The organism is Kribbella amoyensis (assembly GCF_007828865.1).
Classification (GTDB): Bacteria; Actinomycetota; Actinomycetes; order Propionibacteriales; family Kribbellaceae; genus Kribbella; species Kribbella amoyensis.
In genome coordinates, this window is record NZ_VIVK01000001.1 from 987,117 (window position 1) to 1,005,578 (window position 18,462).

Genomic DNA, 18,462 nt, shown 5'->3' on the forward strand with positions numbered 1-18,462 from the left:
AGGTACAGTCCGGTCCAGGACGGGAGTACCGCGGTAACCACCAGGAGCCTTTGTCAGCGACCCGTCCGTCGCCGACAACTGAACGTTGGCACGCCGCCGCGATCGACCGCCACGGTCGGCATCAAACATTTGCATTGGCTTTTCAGAAGGCCACGCTCCGTGGTCGGTCCTTCACAGAAGGTGTTGACGTTGCCTGCCGCAACGAGTACCCAGCCGTCCGGAACCGGAGCTCCGATCACGCCGTCAGACCAGCCGGACAACCGATCCGGCGGACCTCGCCGGGCCGGAACGACGGACGGAAGGACACGCTGTGAGCACCCAGAAGAGCGGTGGCCAGGAGAACGGCGGGTACAACAAGTACGATGCCGAGGCGATCCGCAAGGCGTTGGACGGGGTCGCCGAGCCCGGGACCAAAGGCTCCGGCGCAGCGCAGGGTGAGGCTCCGCGAACCGGTGCGCAGCGGGATATCGGCGCCGCTCTCGACGGTCGCGACTGAACCTCCCTGGCCGTACCGGTTGGTCCGGTACGGCCAGGCTCAGTACGGGTAGGTGTCGTCGCGGCGGATCGGGTCCATGTCCCACAGCGAGAACTCGACCACCTTGTGCGACTCCTCGCCGCCGGCCGGGCTGAGTCCCATCGCCTCGTAGTCCTTCGACCCCAGCCCGTCCAGGTACCCGAGCAGCTCGAACGCCGACCGGGCGTCCTCGATGTCGTCGATCACCTCGTCGTTCTGGGCCTCGTCGGCGCGGCCGCGGACGTAGGCGACGAACGCGTCCGGGTCGGTCACCACGAAGTCGTAGCGGGCCTGGTAGCTGAGCCGCATCCCGTTCTCCGGGAGCGAGGTCTCGTCCAGCTCGTCCAGACCGGCGCCCTCGACCAGCTCGCGGTAGTCGGCCGGGTCGTCGAAGTCGTCCGGGCCGAGCGGCAGGTCGTCCAGCTCGTCGGGGTCGTAGGAGTCGATGCCGAGGAAGATGTCGCCCCAGCCGCGCTCGTGCACCGCGTCGGCGAGCATCCGGGCCTGGACCCGGACGTTCTCGATCGCCGCGGTCGCCCGCAGATCGTGCAGGTCCAGCGCGTCGGCTTGCTCCAGCAGCACCTTCGCCAGTTCGCGGGCGGCCTCGGCGGCCGACGCGGGCTCAATCGGCTCACTCATGCTGCGACGGTACAACCATCGGTACCTCGACCGCCGCGCCCGGTACGCCGAACGCCTCCGTGAGCGCCACCGCGTGCGGCCGGACCTGCCCGCACAGCTCGTTCACCAGCGCCGTGATCGCCTTCGACCGCGGCCCGGACAACCGGCCGTGTTCGAGGTACCAGGCCCGGTCCGCCTCGATCGTGGCGAGCGCGTGCAGGTCGTACAGCTCCTTCAGCCGGTCCCGGACCGCACCGGCCGGCGCCGCCTGGACGGCGGTCTGGAACGCCTCCAGCACGACCCGGTCGACGTGCGCCCGGCCGGCCGCGATGACGTGGTCCTGGCACCGGTTGAACACCTCGAACGGCTCGTCGCCGGCGTCGATCCCGCCCTTCAGCCGGCGGGCCACCCCGGCCAGCATGTGCTCCTCGCGGAACCGGAGCAGGCCCGCGTGATACGCGTCGTCGCGCAGCCCGGCGTCCGGGTCGGTGACGTCCGCGCGGTTCGGGACGGCGTCGCGGAGCCGCTCGACCATGGTCCGCAGGGCGGTCTTCTCGACCGCGATCTCGACCGCCTGGGCCGCGATGAACCGGGCCGTGCCGAGCGGGTCCAGCTTGCCGAAGGACTCCCGGTACCCGGTCAGCAGGCCTTTGGCGACCAGCTGCAGCAGCACGGTGTTGTCGCCCTCGAACGTGGTGAAGACGTCCGTGTCGGACTTCAGCGCGGCCAGCCGGTTCTCGGCGAGGTACCCGGCGCCACCGCACGCCTCCCGGCACTGCTGGATCGTCTCGGTGGCGTGCCAGGTGCCGACCGCCTTGGTGCCGGCCGCCTGGGCCTCCAGCGCCCGGCGGTCGTGGTCACCGGCCTCGGCGTCACCGCCGAAGATCCGGACGAACTCGGCCACCAGGTCCGCCTGGGCGAAGTGCAGGGCGTACGTCCGGGCCAGCAACGGCAGCAGCCGGCGCTGGTGCATCCGGTAGTCGAGCAGCAACGTCTCCTCGGCACTGCCCGGCGCCCCGAACTGCCGCCGCCCGTCGGCGTACCGGATCGCGATCGCCAGCGCGACCTTGCTCGCGTTGATCGCGGCACCGCCGACCGAGACCCGGCCCTGGACCAGGGTGCCGAGCATGGTGAAGAACCGCCGGTCCGGGTTCTCGATGTCGCTCTGGTAGTTGCCATCGGCATCCACTTGGGCGTACCGGTCGAGCAACGCCTCGCGCGGGACCCGGACCTGGTCGAAGACGATCCGGCCGTTGTCGACGCCGTTCAGGCCGAGCTTGGGCCCGCAGTCGGTCAGCGTCACCCCGGGCAGCGGCTCGCCGTCCTCGTCGCGGATCGGGACCAGCAGGCAGTGCACACCGTGCGACTCACCACCGACCACGAGCTGAGCGAACACCGCTGCCATCCGCCCGTGCCGGGCCGCGTTGCCGATGTAGTCCTTGCGGGCCGCCGGCGTCGGCGTGTGCACGACGAACTCGCCGGTCGCCGGGTCGTACGTCGCGGTGGTGCCGAGCGCCTGGACGTTCGAGCCGTGCCCGGTCTCGGTCATCGCGAAGCAGCCGAGCAGCCGGCCCTCGACCGCGTCGGCCAGGTACGCCTCGTGGTGCCGGGTGGTGCCCAGGTGCAGGATCGCGCCGGCGAACAGGCCGAACTGCACGCCGGCCTTCACCATCAGCGACAGGTCACCGAACGCGAGCGTCTCGAACCCGGCCAGGAAGCCGCCCAGGTCGCCCTGGCCGCCGTACTCCTTCGGGAACCCGCGGGCCGCCTCGGCCGACATCTCCCGCAGCAGCGCGAGCACCTCGTCCCGGTACTCGTCGCGCGGCAGCCGCAGTCCCGCGTCCAGCAGCTCCGTGTGCGCCGCCAGTCCTTCCCGGACTACGTCGCGTGCAGCCTTGTGTGGTCCGTCCAGGTACTCCCGCAGGCCCGTCATAGGCCCAACCTATGTGGTCGGCCCAGGACACACCGTGAAGACTCTCGGCGTGCGCGATCCGTCACCCGGAATCCCGGTCCCGAACCGCAGAATCGGCTCTAGGATGGATTCCGTGCCGAATTTGCGGATCAGTGAGGCCGCCACGCTACTCGGAGTCAGTGACGACACGGTCCGTCGCTGGGTCGAGCAGGGCCGGTTGCCGGCCACCCAGGAAGGCGGGCGGATGGCCGTCGACGGGCGCGAGCTCGCGGCGTTCGCCCAGCAGCTCGCGGAGACGCCCGAGCCGGGGACCACCACGGCCGCGTCCGCCCGGAACAGGATGCGCGGCATCGTCACCCGGGTCGTCAAGGACGGGGTGATGGCCCAGGTCGAGCTGCAGGCCGGGCCGTTCCGGGTGGTCTCGCTGATGAGCCGCGAGGCCGCCGACGAGCTCGGCCTGGAGCCCGGGGTCGTCGCGGTCGCCTCGATCAAGTCCACCCACGTCGTCGTCGAGATCCCGGAGGCGCCCTGATGTTCCGCCGTACCGTCGCCGCTGCGCTCACCGCGGTCGCCGCGCTCGCCCTGGCCGCCTGTGGCTCCGACGACTCCCCGGCCGCGTCCTCGCCGACGTCCGCGGGCAGCGGTTCGGCCGCGGTCTCCGGCACCGTGAACGTGTTCGCCGCCGCGTCGCTGACCGGGACGTTCACCGAGCTCGGCAAGCAGTTCGAGGCCGCGCACCCGGGCGTCGAGGTGGTCTTCAACTTCGCCGGCAGCTCGGCGCTGGCCCAGCAGATCAACCAGGGCGCGCCCGCCGACGTCTTCGCCTCCGCCGCGCCGAAGAACATGGACCAGGTGACCGACAAGGGCACCCCGACCGTGTTCGTGAAGAACAAGCTGGAGATCGCGGTGCCGAAGGGCAACCCGGGCAAGGTCACCGGCCTGACCGACTTCACCGACCAGGCCAAGAAGATCGCGCTGTGCGCCGAGCAGGTGCCGTGTGGCGCGGCCGCGAAGAAGGTGTTCGAGGCGGCGAAGCTGACCCCGCAGCCGGACAGCCTGGAGCAGGACGTCAAGGCGGCGCTCACCAAGGTCGGTCTCGGCGAGGTGGACGCGGCGCTGGTGTACAGGACCGATGTGCTGTCCGCTCAGGAGAAGGTCGACGGGATCGAGTTCCCCGAGGCCGCGCAGGCGGTCAACGAGTACCCGATCGCCACCCTGACCAAGGCGCCGAACGCGGACGGCGGCAAGGCCTTCGTCGACTACGTGCTGTCCGCGGACGGCAAGAAGGTACTCACCGAGGCAGGCTTCGAAGCTCCGTGACGAAACCAGGCGAGCCCCGGACGGTGCCGCGGCCACGGGGCGACGGCACCGAACCGGCAAGCCCTGTGACGCGCTCCCGGCGACGTACGCCGGTCAGCGGGCGCGTCCCGCTCGTCCTGCTGGTGCCCGCGGTGCTCGGGCTCGCCTTTCTGCTCGTCCCGCTGATCGGGCTGCTGGCCGAGGCGCCGTGGTCGTCGCTGCCGTCCCGGTTGTTCAGTGCCGAGGTCGGCGAGGCCCTGCGGCTCTCCTTGATCTGCGCGACCGCGGCCACGGTGATCTGCCTGCTCCTGGGCATCCCGCTCGCCTGGCTGCTGGCCCGGGCCGAGATCCCCGGTCGCGGGCTCATCCGGGCCCTGGTCACCGTGCCGCTGGTGCTCCCGCCCGTCGTCGGTGGGGTCGCCCTGTTGCTCGTCCTCGGGCGGCGCGGGCTGATCGGTGAGCGGCTCGACCTGTGGTTCGGGTTCTCGCTGCCGTTCACCACCGCAGGCGTCGTCGTCGCGGAGGCGTTCGTGGCGATGCCGTTCCTGGTGATCTCGGTGGAGGGCGCCCTCCGTGCGGCCGACCCCCGGTACGAGGAGGCGGCCGCGACGCTGGGAGCCGGGCGGTGGCTCACGTTCCGCCGGGTCACGCTGCCGTCGATCGCGCCGGGCATCGTGGCGGGGGCCGTCCTGTGCTGGGCCCGGGCGCTCGGCGAGTTCGGCGCCACCATCACCTTCGCCGGGAACCTGCCGGGCCGGACGACGACGATGCCGCTGGCCGTCTACCTCGCGCTGGAGACCGACCCGGACGTCGCCGTCGTCCTCAGCCTGGTGCTGCTGCTCGTTTCCGTCGTGGTGCTCGCGTGCCTGCGGGAACGCTGGATCAGTGGTCTGCGATGACCCTGTCCGCGAATCTGCGGGTCACCCGCGCCGCCTTCGAGCTCGAGCTGAGCCTGGCCGTCGCGCCCGGTGAGGTGGTCGCGCTGCTCGGTCCCAACGGTGCCGGGAAGAGTACGGCGCTGCGCGCGATCGCGGGCCTGCTGCCGGTCGACGCGGGCCGGATCCGGCTGGACGGCGAGACCTGGGACGAGCCGCCGGGGATCTTCCGGCCGGCGGACCGGCGGCCGATCGGGGTCGTGTTCCAGGACTACCTGCTGTTCAACCACCTGAGCGCGCTGGAGAACGTCGCCTTCGGTCTGCGGGCCCGGGGTGTCGACAAACGGGCGGCCCGGGCCACCGCAGCCGGCTGGCTCGACGCGGTCGGCCTGGCCGAGTACACCCGGACGAAGCCCCGCGCACTGTCCGGCGGTCAGGCCCAGCGGGTGGCCCTGGTCCGCGCCCTGGCGACCGAGCCGGAGGTGCTGCTGCTGGACGAGCCGCTGGCCGCCTTGGACGCGGGCACCACGCTGCACGTCCGGGCCGAGCTCGGGCGGCACCTGGCGCGGTACGAGGGCCGGACGCTGCTGGTCACGCACGATCCGCTGGACGCGATGGTGCTGGCGGACCGGCTGGTCATCCTGGAGGGCGGCCAGGTGGTCCAGGAGGGCTCGCCGACCGAGATCGCCCGCCGGCCGCGCACCGACTACGTCGCCCAGCTCGTCGGCCTCAATCTGTACCGCGGTACCGCCGACGGCACCAGCGTCACGCTCACCGGCGGCGGGACGGTCACGATCGCCGATCCCGCGACGGGACCGGTCCATGTGGCCTTTCCGCCCACCGCCGTCAGCCTCTACCCCGAGCGCCCGGCCGGCAGTCCACGCAACAGCTGGCCGGTGCGGGTGACCGGGATCGAGCAGCACGCCCACACCGTCCGCGTCCGCCTCGCCCCGGCCGACCACGCCGTCGGCCATCCCGTCGACCACTCCGTCGATCGCGCCGTCGACCACCCGGACGGCGGGCCGGGCGCGCCGCCGAGTCTGCTGACCGACGTCACCCCGGCCGCCGTGGCCGAGCTGCGGCTCGCGCCCGGCCGGCAGCTGTGGGCCACACTCAAGGCGACCGAGGTCCAGACCTACCCGGGCTGACCTTCCCGGGCGACCCCCGGGCCGAATTCCGCGAGTTGCCAGCTCGTTGCCTGGTGCAACGAAGATTTCGGCGGATACTGGAGGGGTCCGCCGCCAGCACCACGAGAGTGGGGAGTCGCCGTGGCCGAACCGAGCGTGGAGTGGCGTGAAGTGGTCCAGCCGGACGAGGCCGAGCGGCATCGCCGGCAAGCCGAGCGGTTCGCCGAGCTGCAGGCGCGCAAGTCCGAGGAGTACGGAACGGGGCGGGCGCTGCACCGCCGGCAGGTGGCCGCGCTCCGAGCGACCTTGACGGTGCCGGCCGACCTGCCCGAGTACGCCCGGCAGGGACTGTTCCGGGTGCCGGACAAGTACGACGCGTGGGTGCGGCTGTCGAGCGGCGGCTTCCACCGGGCGCCGGACCACGTCCCGGACATCCGCGGCTTCGCGATCAAGGTGCTCGGGGTGAGCGGGGCCGCGGCGCTCGGTGGGGAGGCGCTGACGCAAGACTTCGCGCTGATCAACCACGACCGGTTCAGCTCCGCGACCAGCACCGAGTTCGCCGAGGTGGTCGCCGCCGGGTCCCAGCCGCGCGGCCGGATGCTGTGGACGCTGCTCCGGACGCCCGCCCTGATCACGCCGGCCCGGACGCTGACCGCGGCGCTCCGGGCACCGTTCAGCGGGTTCGCCACCCAGGACTTCTTCAGCGCCGCCCCGATCGCCTTCGGCCCGTACGCGGTCCGGGTGCGGCTGGTCGCGGCCTCCGACCGGGTGAACCCGCACGCCCGGGACGACTGGGCCGCCGACGTCTACGACCGGCTGATCGACACCCCGCTCGGCTACGACCTGCAGGTCCAGTTCTTCACCGACGACCGGCACACCCCGATCGAGGATGCGTCGGTGCCCTGGGACGCGCCGTTCGCCACCGTCGGCCGGCTCACCGTCGGGCGGCAGAAGCCCGACGACGCCTTCGGCCAGGAGGTCGAGGGGGCGAGCTTCGACCCGTGGAACGCGCTCGTCCAGCACCGACCGCTCGGCGAGGTGATGCGGGCCCGCAAGGTCGCGTACCTGGCGAGCCAGCAGCAGCGCGGCGCCGTCTGATCCGGCAACAAAGCTCAGCACGACCCAAAGTGGGCGAAGTTACGAGCTGTTACGAGGTCGCCACGCAGTGACATGTTGTTACAGCACTTTCACCGCTCAGAGTGATTCGTTCGTAACGAAGAGTGTTTACTTACTCACTCGTAGCGTGTGAGTTCTTCACGGCCGAGTCGTGACGTCGGGCACTACGCCGGCCCCCTCCGGACTGCCCAAGATGTGCCGGGCACCAACGAGAGGGGGACGAACCGCCATGGAAAGTTACGAGCTGTACTGCCTGTCCGACCGGCGGTTCTACGACACCCCGGGCCGCCGGGAGACCGGCCACCCCGACTTCGCGCTGGCCACCCGCCCGGTGCCGGCCGGTTGGGACCACGTCGCCGGCGAGCTGTGGATGCACTACGCGCCGACCGGTCTGCGGCTGCCCGAGCAGGGCTGGAAGATTCACGTCTCGGCCGGCCTCGCGGACGCCGAGCGCGCGCTCGAGGCGATCTGGGAGTACTGCGTGCCGCGCGGGATCGCGTTCAAGTTCCTGCGCAGCGAACCGGTCCTGGTGATGGTGAACTCGAAGTCCGCGCCGCGTGGTTCGAGCGGCAAGCTGGTCACTGTCTACCCGGCCGACGAGGCGCAGCTCGAGCTTGTCCTCAAGGAGCTCGACCTGCTGCTGGACGGGATCCGCGGCCCGTACATCCTGAGCGACCTCCGCTACGGCGAGGGCCCGTTGTTCGTCCGGTACGGCGCGTTCGTCAGCCGGTACACCCTGAACGAGGCCGGTGAGCGCGTCCTGGCCCTCACCGACGACCGCGGCCGGCTGGTTCCGGACCACCGCGGCCCGACGTTCGCGGTGCCGCCGTGGATCGAGCTGCCGTCGTTCCTCGAGTCGCACCTGGCGGCGCGGAACGCGGTCACCACCGACGAGCTCGCGTACACGATCGAGGGCGTCATCCAGTTCTCCAACGGCGGCGGCGTGTACGTCGGCCACCACAACGGCACCGGCGACCGGGTCGTGCTCAAGGAGGGCCGGCCGTACGCCGGGCTGGACGTGAGCGGGCGCGACGCGGTCGCCCGGATCGGCCACGAGCGGGACATCCTGGCCCGGCTCGACGGTCTCGCCGTGGTCCCGAAGGTGCACGACCACCTCGTCCTCGGCGACCACCACTTCCTGGTCCAGGAGTTCGTCGACGCGAATCCGTTGCAGCGCGAGCTGGTCCGGCGGTACCCGTTGACGCACCCGGACGCCACCGAGGCCGAGCTCGCCGAGTACGCGACCTGGGCCACCGAGATGGTCGCGCGGGTCGAGCAGGAGGTCGGCGAGTTGCACGGTCGCGGGGTCGTGTTCTGCGACCTGCATCCGGACAACGTGCTGCTCGCGACCGACGGCCGGCTGGTCCTGATCGACTTCGAGGTCGCCACCTTGGCCGAGGAGCAGGCGCGGTCCGCGCTCGCGCACCCGGGCTACGCGGCGCCCGGCGATCGACAGGGCCCGGACGTCGACCTGTACGCGCTGGCCTGTGTGACGCTCGGCCTGTTCGCCCCGCAGGCCACGATGTTGCTGCACCTGCATCCGGGCAAGGCGTTCCAGCTGGCCGACCTGGTCGCGGAGACCTTCGGGGTACCGCGGGTCGCCCTCGACGGCGCGGTCCGCACGATCGTCGGCCCGGACGTCACGTCCGACCCGGAGATGGACACCCTGCCGTTGCCGGGTCGCGCCGACTGGACCGATGTCCGGGCAGCCTTGACCAAGGCGATCGTGGCGAGCGCGACCCCCGAGCGGGACGACCGGTTGTTCCCCGGCGACATCGCGCAGTTCCAGCCGGGTGGCGGGATCAACCTGGCCACCGGCGCCGCGGGTGTGCTGTACGCGCTGGCGCAGACCGATGCGGGCCGCTTCCCGGAGTACGAGCAGTGGCTGCGCGACCAGGCCCGGACCACCGAGAGCGGCCCCGGTCTGTACGACGGGTTGCACGGGGTCGCGCATGTGCTCGCCGAGCTCGGCCACCGGCAGGACGCGCTGGACACGATCGAGCGGACCCTGGCCGACGAGTTCGGGGCGCGTGAGCTCGGGATGCACTCGGGGCTGTCCGGGATCGGGCTCAACCTGCTGCACTTCGCCGCCACCGAGCCAGGGCTGCGCGGCCCGGCGACGCGGGTGCTCGACCTGGTCGCGGACCGGCTCGGCGACGTCACCGACGTACCGGAGCTGAGCGGCGAGGGGAAGCCACGGGCCGGCCTGATGTTCGGGTCGTCCGGTCCCGCGTTGCTCTTCCTCACCGCGTACGAGCAGACCGGCGACACCGGGTTGCTGGACCTCGCCGAGATCGCGGTACGTCAGGATCTCCGGCGGTGTGTGCGCACCCCCGACGGCATGCTCCAGGTGAACCAGGGCTGGCGGACACTCCCTTATCTGGAAGAGGGTTCGGCCGGAATCGCCCTGGTCCTGGACCGGCTGCTGCGGCATCGCCCGGACGACGAGCTGCGCGCCGACCTCGACGCTCTCCGGCTCGTCACGAGGTGCGGGTACTACGTGCAGCCCGGTCTCTTCATGGGTCGCGCCGGCCTGCTCCTGGCGGCCGCCGCGCTCGGCGACGACACCGCCGAACTGGTCCGCGGTCTCGGCTGGCACGCGCTGCCGTTCGCGGGTGGCCTCGCCTTCCCCGGGAACCAGTTGCTCCGGCTGTCGACCGACCTGGCCACCGGATCCGCCGGCGTCCTGCTGGCCCTGGGAACCGCGCTGCACGAGCGGCCGGTGTCCCTCCCGTTCCTCGGACCTCCCCAGTGGTCCGAGTCCGTATCCCGACGACACCTTTCCGAGGAGGTGTAAACACCATGGCACTTCTCGACCTTCAGGGTCTGGAGACCCCCGGTTACGGCGGTCACCACGGCCACCACCACGGCGGCTCCACGCTGACCGTGCTGGGCTGCGGTTCGCAGCGTCCGAGCAACCTGAGCCTCGTGCTCTGCCACTGATCGGACACTCTGGATCCGAGGCCCTGGGCGGGCGACACCCTGCCCAGGGCCGTCCCCGTACCACCGGGAGGAGGCGACGATGAAGCACCCGAACGCCGACCGGCTGCCGTTGCTGGAGCAGCTGCACGGTCACCCGGTCGCCGATCCCTACCGCTGGCTCGAGGACGCTTCGAGCCCCGAAACGCGAAGCTGGCAAGCGATCCAGGACGATCTCTGGCTCGACCACGCCGCCGGCCTGCGGAGCCGCTACCGCTTCCGCAACCGCGTCCGCGCGCTGTCCGCTGTCGGTTCCGTGTCCACTCCGGTCCGGCGGGGAGACCACACCTTCGTCCTGCGCCGCACGGCCAAGCAGGAGCACGCCGTCCTCGCTGTCGACGACGCGCCGTTCCTCGATCCACGTCAGCTCGATCCGAGCGGCCGCAGCACGATCGACGGGTGGCAGCCGTCTCCCGACGGTTCTCTGGTGGCCGTCCAGGTCTCTCGGGGCGGCGACGAACAGTCCGTCCTGCACGTGCTCGACGTGACCACGGGACAACCTGTCGACGGACCACTCGACGGCTGCCGCTACTCGCCTGTCGCCTGGCTCCCGGACGGAACGTCCTTCTTCACCGTCCGTTTCCGCCGCGTCGTGCGGCATCGTCTGGGCTCTCCCGTCGAGGAGCCCGTCCTGCCCGGCGAGGCGTCGTACGGGCTGGATCTCAGCGTGGACGGGCGATGGCTGACGATCTCCGCGGTCCGTGGCGCAGGCAACGACCTGTGGCTCGTGGATCTCGAGAGCGGTGCACCGCCGTTGCCCGTGCAGACCGGTGGCGACGTGATCACGGTGATGTCCGTGGGCCACGACGGCTGGCTGTACGTCGTGACGACGCGCGATGCGCCGACCGGGCGGATCTGCGTCGGCGATCCCGAGAATCCCCTGCGGTGGCACGACTTCGTCCCCGCCGACCCGGATGCCCCGATCAGCAGCCTGGCGATCCTGGACAAGGTGGTCCTGGTCGGCCGGACCCGCGGCACCATCAGCGAGGTCGCCGTCCACGACCTGGTCACCGGGCGGCCGCTGGGCGAGGTACCGCTGCCCGGCAACGGTTCGGTCGGATCGTTGACCGCGCATCCGGCCGGCGGCTCCGAGGCGTACTTCAGCTACACCGACAGCGTGACCCCGGCCGGGATCCACCGGTACGACGCGAGTACGGCGACCACCAGCTTGTGGTCCCAACCGCCGGGCGTGGCCGACGTCCCCGAGGCCGAGTCGCTACGGGTCGACTTCACCTCCGGCGACGGGACACCGTTGCGGATGCTCGTGATCGCGAAGCCGGGCGAGTCCGGTCCACGTCCCACGATCCTCTACGGCTACGGGGGTTTCGGGCAGTCGCTCACCCCGGCGTACTCCGCGTTCGCGCTCGCCTGGGTCGAAGCGGGCGGCGTGTTCGTCACCGCGAACCTGCGGGGCGGCGGTGAGTACGGAGAAGGCTGGCACCAGGCCGGGACACGCGCGAACAAGCAGCGTGTGTTCGACGACTTCCTGGCCGCGGCCGAGCACCTGGTCGCGCAAGGTTGGACGACACCGGAGCAACTCGGGGTGTGCGGTGAGTCGAACGGTGGTCTCCTCGTCGGTGCGGCGATCACGCAACGACCGGAACTGTTCGCCGCTGCGGTGTGCTCGGCGCCATTGCTCGACATGGTGCGGTACGAGTCGAGCGGACTCGGGCCGAGCTGGGTGGCCGAGTTCGGTTCGGCGTCGGACCCGGATGCCTTCGCGGATCTGCTGGCCTATTCGCCGTACCACCGGGTGACGCCGGGCACGAAGTACCCGGCTGTGTTGTTCACCGTTTTCGGTGGCGATACGCGCGTGGATCCCTTGCACGCAAGGAAGATGTGCGCGGCCTTGCAGAACGCGACCGACAGCGACCGACCGGTTGTGCTGCGGTTCGAGCCGGATGCCGGGCACGCGGGTGGGACGGCGAGTCAGGGCATCGGGCTGGCGGCGGACATGCTCGCCTTCCTCGCCGAGCACACCGGGCTCCGGCGATGACGTTGACGTTCCGCGCGGTCGCTCGGCACGGCCGGGGCTGGTTGCCGGTGATCGGCGCGACCGCGCTCATCGGCAGCGGCGTCACCCTGGCGCTGCCGACCGTGCTCGGGCGCGCCGTGGACACCGCCGTCGCCGGCCACGGGTACGGCGGCTGGCTGTGGCTCGCGTGCGGATTGGTTGCCGCGGGCATCGTAGCTTCCTTGGCGGAGGTGTTTGCCGGGACGGCCTGTGTCGCCGGGACGACCGCCTGGCTGCGGCACGGCCTGGTCCGTCAAGTGGTAAGAGGTGGTCCGGAGGGGACGCGGGACTTCGCGACCGGCGACCTGGTCAGCCGCGTGTCCGGCAACGCGGTGGATGCGGCGCAGGCCGGTCCCGCGGCCGTGACCGCGGTCGCCGCCGTCCTGCCACCGGTCGGCAGCCTGGTGTTGCTGGCGCTCATCGACCCGTGGCTCGCCGCCGCGTTCTTCGGCGGCGTCGTCCTGGTGATCGGCGTGCTCTGGGTCTTCGCCCGGCGGACCGCGCAGATCAGCCTGGCGTACCAGGAGACGCAGGGGCGGATCGCGGCCCGGCTGACCGAGTCCCTCACCGGACTCCGGACGATCCTGGCCGCCGGGACGGCGAAGCGCGAGGAACAACGCATCCTCGGCCTGCTCCCGGAACTGCACCAGCACGGCCTGCTCACCTGGCGCGTGCTGGCTCGTTCGGGCGCGCAGGCCGCGATCGTCGGTCCGCTCGTCCTGGTCGCCGTGCTCACGGTCGGCGGGCTCCAGCTCGTCGCCGGCCGGATCACCGCCGGCGACCTGTTCGCGGCCGGCCAGTACGCCGTGCTCGGGGCCGGCCTCGGCAGTCTCACCGGGGTCATCGGCGAGATCGCGCGGGCCCGTGCCGGGATCCAGCGCGCGGCCGAGGTGTTCGCGGTCCGGCCGGTCCCGCACGGGACCCTGCCGCTGCCGGTCGGGCCGGGCCGGTTGACGTTCGACCAGGTCGGCGTGACCGTCGGCGAGACCGTCCTGCTCGCAGACCTGTCACTCGAGATCCCGGGTGGCACGACGGTCGCCGTGGTCGGGCCGAGCGGCGCCGGTAAGTCCGTACTGGCCGCCCTCGCCGCCCGGCTGCGCGACCCCTCGACCGGACAGGTGCTGCTGGACGGGATCCCCTTGCCCGCGGTGCATCGGCGGTCCCTCCGGATGGCGGTCGGCTGCGCCTTCGAACGGCCGCTGCTGGTCGGCACGACGATCGGTGACTCGATCTCGTCGCAGGCGGTCAGTACGGTCCGTACGCTCGCCGCGGCCCGCGCCACCCACGCGCACGACTTCGTCAGCCGGTTGCCGCACGGGTACCGGACTCCGTTGCCGATGGCACCGATGTCGGGCGGTGAACGGCAGCGCCTCGGGCTGGCCCGGGCCTGGCCCGCGAGCCGGTTGCTGGTCCTCGACGACGCCACCTCCAGTCTCGACACGGCGACCGAACTGCAGATCAGCAAGACCCTGACCGAGGATCGGCACCACCGGACCCGGTTGATCGTCACGCACCGCTCCGCGACGGCGGCCCGCGCCGACCTGGTGATCTGGCTCGACCAGGGCCGGGTCCGCGCGGTCGGGCCGCACGACACCCTGTGGGACGAGCCGTCCTACCGCGAGGTCTTCGGATGAGGCGCGAACTGCGGTACGGCGCGGCCGCGGTCCGGAACCGGTCAGCCGTGCAGCTCACACTGTGGTCCGTACCGGAGATCCTGCCGACCGCCCTGTACGGGATCGCGGTCGCCCGGGCCACGGACAGCTTCCTCGCCGGGAACGCCGGTCAGGGCATCGCCTGGCTGGGTGGACTCGTCGCGACCGCGTGCCTCGGGTCGGCGGGATCGCACCAGGTGTACGGCCGGCTCGGCGAACTCGTCGAACCGGTCCGCGACGACCTGGTCCGCCGGGTCGTCCGCGGCGCACTCCGCACCGGGGACGAGGCGTCGGTCGCCCGGGTGAACCGGCAGGTCGAGATCGTCCGCGACACGTTCGCCGGCCTGGTCCTGGTGATCCGGAACTTCGCGGTCACCCTGGTCGGCGTCCTGGCCGGGTTGTTGTCGCTGGCACCGGTGATCGCGGCGTTCGTCGTTCCCCCGTTCCTGCTCGGGTTCGCCGCCTCGCTCGCGGTCCTCGGGCTCGCGGCCGACCGGGTCCGGGCCTCGTTGCGCGCCGACGAGGAGCTGGCGACCGCGGCCACGATGACCTTCGGCGGGGTCCGGGACATCACGGCGACCGGGGCGGAGGAGTTCTCCGAACGCCTGGTCGCCCGGCCGATCGAGGCCCAGGCAACGGCCGAACGCGAACTCGCCAAGATCGCCGCTCTGCGCACCCTGTGCTTCGCCGTCGGCGGCTGGGCCCCGCTCCTGATCCTGCTCGCCGTCGGTCCCTGGTTACTCGGTCGCGGCGTCACCACGGGCACCCTGCTCGGCGGCCTCACCTACGTCCTGATCGGACTCCAGCCGGCCCTCAGCACGATCATGAGCGCCCTCGGCGACAGCGGCCTGCGGTACGTGGTCACACTCGGCCGCATCCTCGACACCGATCTCCCCGACGAGGCGAAGCGCGCACCCACCAACCGCCGGCGGAGCGGGTACGAGGTGCAACTGCGCGGACTCACCTTCGCGTACGGGCCGGGAGCCGAGCCCGTCCTCGACCGGCTAGACCTCACCGTTGCCGAAGGCGAGCACCTCGCCGTGGTCGGACCGAGCGGGATCGGCAAGTCCACCCTCGCCGGTCTGGTCTGCGGGCTGCTGCGGCCGACGAGCGGTCGCGTACTGCTCGGTGGTGCGGCACCTGCCGACCTGACGACCGACGTCCTGGCGGACACGCGCGTCCTGATCCCGCAGGAGGCGTACGTCTTCACCGGGACCGTGCTCGACAACCTCGTCTATCTGTTGCCCGACGCCACCGTCGGCGAGGTGGAGAGCGCGGTACGGGCCGTCGGCATCGAGCGCCTCGTGGATCGCCTGGGCGGGCTACGGGCCGAGGTGAAGCCGGACGAGCTGTCCGCGGGCGAACGGCAACAACTCGCCCTCGTTCGCGCGTACCTGTCCCCGGCGCCGCTGGTCGTCCTCGACGAGGCGACCTGCTTCCTCGACCCCGAGGCCGAACGCCGGGCCGAAGAGGCGTTCGCGGCCCGCGGTGGAACGCTGATCGTCATCGCCCACCGGATCAGCTCCGCCCTGCGCGCCCGACAGGTCCTCGTGCTCGACGGCAACCAAGCCACCCTCGGTACGCATCCGACGCTGCAGCACACGTCCCCGCTCTACCGCGAACTGCTCGGCCACTGGCAACCGCAGAAGCCGCAGACCCCGATCCCACCCCGCCGCCCGAGCCGCCCCCAACCAGCGTCCTGGCGCCGCCCGGCGGACCGTGTCTAGATCCAGCCGGCGTCCTGGGCCTTGCGGATGGCTTCGATCCGGCTGCGGGCCCCCGTCTTCGCGAGGATGCGGGACAGGTAGTTGCGTACGGTCCCGGCGCTCAGGCTGAGGGTCCGCGCGACCTCTTGCGCGGTGGCACCCGTCGTCACCTGGCGGAGCACTTCGCACTCCCGCTCGGTCAGCGGGTTGTCGCCGGCCCGGAGCGCGGCGACGGCCAGCCGGACATCCACCACCGGAAGGCCTTTCGCGACATCACGGACCGCTTCGACGAACTGCTGCGGCGTCGCGTCGGTCGCGATCAGCCCGATCCGCGGCGCCTGCTTGACCAGCGCGAGGCTGGTCGCCGCGAGCGCCTCGTGATCGACGAGCACGAGCACGCCGCGTCCGGTCAGCTTGCGGCACAGGTCCTCGACGCCGACCTTGCCGGGCAGCTGCGGATCGAGGACCACCACGTGCGGACGCAGCCGCACCGCGGTCAGGACCTCGTCCGCGCGCTCCAGCTCGGCCATCACGTCCAGATCGGACTCGCGCGCCAGTACCGCGGCCAGTGCGCCTCGCACCAACGTGCCGCGGTGGCCGAGCACCACTCGGATCACCGCTCGCCCCCATCGCCTCTCTCGCCCGGTCGCTGCCGAGGCAGCCACTCCCGCGCTATCAACGAGCGAACCGGGCCGAAGGCACGCACGAATACCGGTGCTCGACAGCGACCTCCGACGGCGAGCGGACGGCTCCGGGACGCGGTACGGCCACGCTCGAAGTACGCCTCGGCGAAGTGCGGAAACCGTTCTGTTGTTGAGGTTTCGCGATCCCGGCGCGACAGCGAACTTTGACCGAAATTCGGCAAAGGTCTTGCGCTCGGCCCCTCGGTCCCGCACGATGTCCGGGTTGCGTCGTTACCGACGCGTGACCGTTCGGTCGCTGGCTCGTGACACACAGCGGCGGACGCCTGTCCCCTGGACCCTCGAAGGGAGTGGTACCTCACCCAGACTGCGGAGCCCGGCGCGGCCACCCATCGGCGGCCGTCGATCCGAGCCTCACGCACCCAGGTGACGACCACCATCACCTCGCTGTGGCCTGCCCGAACGCGGCGGCCGGCGAGGACTCTCGGGGTAGTGCGCACGCGGCTGAATCAGCCGGGCAGAAGAGTTCACCATGCCCAGCTCATGAGGAGCAGAACACTGATGTCCAAAGCACGACACGCCCGCCCCCGGCGCCGTAGCCGCCGAATCGTCCGGACTCTGTCCATCGCCGGTCTCGGGGCCGGCATCACGGCCGTCGGAGCGAGCGCGGCCAACGCCGCGGACTACACGGTCAAGCACGGCGACACCCTCAGCGAGATCGCCCAGGCGCACGGGACCAACTGGCACCGCCTGGCCGAGCTCAACAACCTCAACAACCCTGACCTGATCCTGGTCGGCCAGCAGCTCGAGCTGAATGGCGGTCACAAGGTCACCGCTCGCGACTCCGAGCGACGCAGCACCTGGAAGTCCGAACGGAAGGTGCGCAAGACCGAGCGGTCCTCGGAGCGCAAGCGCGAGCGGTCGACGGAACGCAAGAGCACCCGGACCGAGGAACGCCAGACCAGGAAGCGCGATCGTGGAACGCGCACCGAGTCCAACCGCGGCAGCAGCCGGGCCAACCTGAGCGGCGCCTGGGCCAAGGTGGCCCACTGCGAGTCGAGCGGGAACCCGCGCGCGGTCAGCCCGGCCGGCTACTACGGCCTGTTCCAGTTCGACCACCAGACCTGGCGCAGCGTCGGCGGCTCCGGCAACCCGGCGAGCGCGTCGGCGGGCGAGCAGCTGATGCGGGCCAAGAAGCTGTACTCGCAGCGCGGCGCCTCCCCGTGGCCGAACTGCGGTCGTTACCTGCGCTGACCCCTCGAGCGCGGCGACGGTCCGGCCGGACGGTGGCGAACCTTCCGCCGACCGGCCGGACCTTGACCCATCGGTGGCCACCGGCCACCACTTCGTTGCCTACAGCATCAACGTGAGAGCACGAGCATCTCGTTGGCGCCGGCCTGGAACTCGTACGGCACCTTGCGGATCTCGGACCGGACGTCGGTCAGCTGGTCGAGCAGCTCGCTCAGGTACGGCACCGACTCGCCGCCCCCTTGCCGCACCAGCGGGAACACCCGCACCTCGTTCCGGGCGACCCGGACCAGCTCCCGCAACGCCGCCAGGTGCCAGGCCTGGTCGTACTTGTCGCTCCAGGTGAACAGCAGGTGCGAGCACAGCACCAGGTCGAACCGCTGATCACCGAACGGCAACTCCGGCAGGCTGCCCGGGACGTACCGCTCGGGGGCGATCGACACGTCCTGGAGGAACCGGTCGGCCGCCTCGATCCGCAACTCGTCCTTGCGCTCGGGACTGCCGTACCAGTGCCAGACGAAACTGCCCGTGTGTTCGTCCACGATCCCCGCGGTGGCCGGCAGACTCCGCCGCACCGTGTCGACCAGCTCGGCCGCCGGCAGCTCGTACGCCGGGTCGACGGCGATCGCGTCCACCCCCCGGGCGGCCGCCTCGGCGGTGAACCCGGCCCCGCCGGCACAGCAGTCCAGCACGGAGTCGGGGAGTTCGGACAGGTCGAACATCGCCTCGTACTCCAGGTACGAGCGAGATGTCACCAACAC

Annotated in this window: 16 protein-coding genes; 12 read left to right on the top strand and 4 right to left on the bottom strand. The window is 71.5% G+C overall.

Annotated features, from left to right (window positions below; all coding sequences use genetic code 11):
- Window positions 1-310: 310 nt before the first annotated feature.
- The gene (locus FB561_RS04755; RefSeq protein ID WP_145803401.1) at window positions 311-496 is read left to right on the top strand and encodes a hypothetical protein; all 186 of its coding nucleotides are present in this window, start codon (window positions 311-313) and stop codon (window positions 494-496) included.
- 39 nt (window positions 497-535) lie between these two features.
- Here the strand turns inward: FB561_RS04755 and FB561_RS04760 are convergent, their stop codons facing one another.
- Together FB561_RS04760 and FB561_RS04765 are read right to left on the bottom strand one after the other, a co-directional pair.
- Window positions 536-1,153: a hypothetical protein gene (locus FB561_RS04760; RefSeq protein ID WP_145803403.1), complete on the bottom strand. Its 618-nt coding sequence runs from the start codon at window positions 1,151-1,153 to the stop codon at window positions 536-538.
- Window positions 1,146-3,065: an acyl-CoA dehydrogenase family protein gene (locus FB561_RS04765; protein WP_145803405.1), complete on the bottom strand. Its 1,920-nt coding sequence runs from the start codon at window positions 3,063-3,065 to the stop codon at window positions 1,146-1,148. Before FB561_RS04765 ends, FB561_RS04760 begins: the two co-directional genes overlap by 8 nt.
- Window positions 3,066-3,168: 103 nt before the next feature.
- Here FB561_RS04765 and FB561_RS04770 point away from each other — a divergent pair, with 103 nt between their 5' ends.
- The 10 genes from FB561_RS04770 (at window position 3,169) to FB561_RS04815 (ending at window position 15,833) form a co-directional block, all read left to right on the top strand.
- Window positions 3,169-3,576 (top strand): TOBE domain-containing protein, encoded by a 408-nt coding sequence (locus FB561_RS04770; RefSeq protein WP_238334653.1) that lies wholly within the window; start codon window positions 3,169-3,171, stop codon window positions 3,574-3,576.
- On the top strand, window positions 3,576-4,364 hold the full coding sequence (modA, locus tag FB561_RS04775) for a molybdate ABC transporter substrate-binding protein (RefSeq protein ID WP_145803409.1): 789 nt from the start codon (window positions 3,576-3,578) through the stop codon (window positions 4,362-4,364). Before FB561_RS04770 ends, modA begins: the two co-directional genes overlap by 1 nt.
- Window positions 4,365-4,429: 65 nt before the next feature.
- The gene (gene modB, locus FB561_RS04780; RefSeq protein ID WP_238334654.1) at window positions 4,430-5,242 is read left to right on the top strand and encodes a molybdate ABC transporter permease subunit; all 813 of its coding nucleotides are present in this window, start codon (window positions 4,430-4,432) and stop codon (window positions 5,240-5,242) included.
- Window positions 5,239-6,366, top strand: coding sequence for an ABC transporter ATP-binding protein (locus FB561_RS04785; RefSeq protein WP_145803411.1), 1,128 nt, complete (start codon window positions 5,239-5,241; stop codon window positions 6,364-6,366). Before modB ends, FB561_RS04785 begins: the two co-directional genes overlap by 4 nt.
- A 120-nt stretch (window positions 6,367-6,486) precedes the next feature.
- A complete protein-coding gene (locus FB561_RS04790) occupies window positions 6,487-7,443 on the top strand; it encodes a catalase family protein (protein ID WP_238334655.1) in 957 nt (318 codons plus the stop codon).
- A 247-nt stretch (window positions 7,444-7,690) separates the two neighbouring features.
- A complete protein-coding gene (gene lanKC, locus FB561_RS04795; protein WP_145803413.1) occupies window positions 7,691-10,258 on the top strand; it encodes a class III lanthionine synthetase LanKC in 2,568 nt (855 codons plus the stop codon).
- Window positions 10,259-10,263: 5 nt separating this feature from the next.
- Window positions 10,264-10,404 carry a SapB/AmfS family lanthipeptide gene (locus tag FB561_RS04800; protein WP_145803416.1) on the top strand — a complete coding sequence of 47 codons (141 nt, stop codon included), beginning with the start codon at window positions 10,264-10,266 and terminating at the stop codon, window positions 10,402-10,404.
- 79 nt (window positions 10,405-10,483) lie between these two features.
- Window positions 10,484-12,436, top strand: coding sequence for a prolyl oligopeptidase family serine peptidase (locus FB561_RS04805; protein WP_145803418.1), 1,953 nt, complete (start codon window positions 10,484-10,486; stop codon window positions 12,434-12,436).
- The gene (locus FB561_RS04810) at window positions 12,433-14,088 is read left to right on the top strand and encodes an ABC transporter ATP-binding protein (protein ID WP_145803420.1); all 1,656 of its coding nucleotides are present in this window, start codon (window positions 12,433-12,435) and stop codon (window positions 14,086-14,088) included. The genes FB561_RS04805 and FB561_RS04810 overlap by 4 nt, the downstream gene beginning before the upstream one ends.
- The gene (locus FB561_RS04815) at window positions 14,085-15,833 is read left to right on the top strand and encodes an ABC transporter ATP-binding protein (RefSeq protein WP_145803422.1); all 1,749 of its coding nucleotides are present in this window, start codon (window positions 14,085-14,087) and stop codon (window positions 15,831-15,833) included. Before FB561_RS04810 ends, FB561_RS04815 begins: the two co-directional genes overlap by 4 nt.
- Here the strand turns inward: FB561_RS04815 and FB561_RS04820 are convergent.
- Complete coding sequence (locus tag FB561_RS04820; protein WP_145803424.1) at window positions 15,830-16,429, bottom strand: response regulator transcription factor; 600 nt, start codon at window positions 16,427-16,429, stop codon at window positions 15,830-15,832. The genes FB561_RS04815 and FB561_RS04820 overlap by 4 nt on opposite strands.
- 585 nt (window positions 16,430-17,014) lie before the next feature.
- On the opposite strand from FB561_RS04820, the gene FB561_RS04825 reads away from it, so the two are divergent.
- On the top strand, window positions 17,015-17,707 hold the full coding sequence (locus tag FB561_RS04825) for a transglycosylase family protein (protein WP_145803426.1): 693 nt from the start codon (window positions 17,015-17,017) through the stop codon (window positions 17,705-17,707).
- Between the two features lie 107 nt (window positions 17,708-17,814).
- Here FB561_RS04825 and FB561_RS04830 read toward each other — a convergent pair whose 3' ends face one another.
- Window positions 17,815-18,456, bottom strand: a complete 642-nt coding sequence (locus FB561_RS04830) for a class I SAM-dependent methyltransferase (protein WP_238334656.1) — start codon at window positions 18,454-18,456, stop codon at window positions 17,815-17,817.
- Window positions 18,457-18,462: the final 6 nt, after the last annotated feature.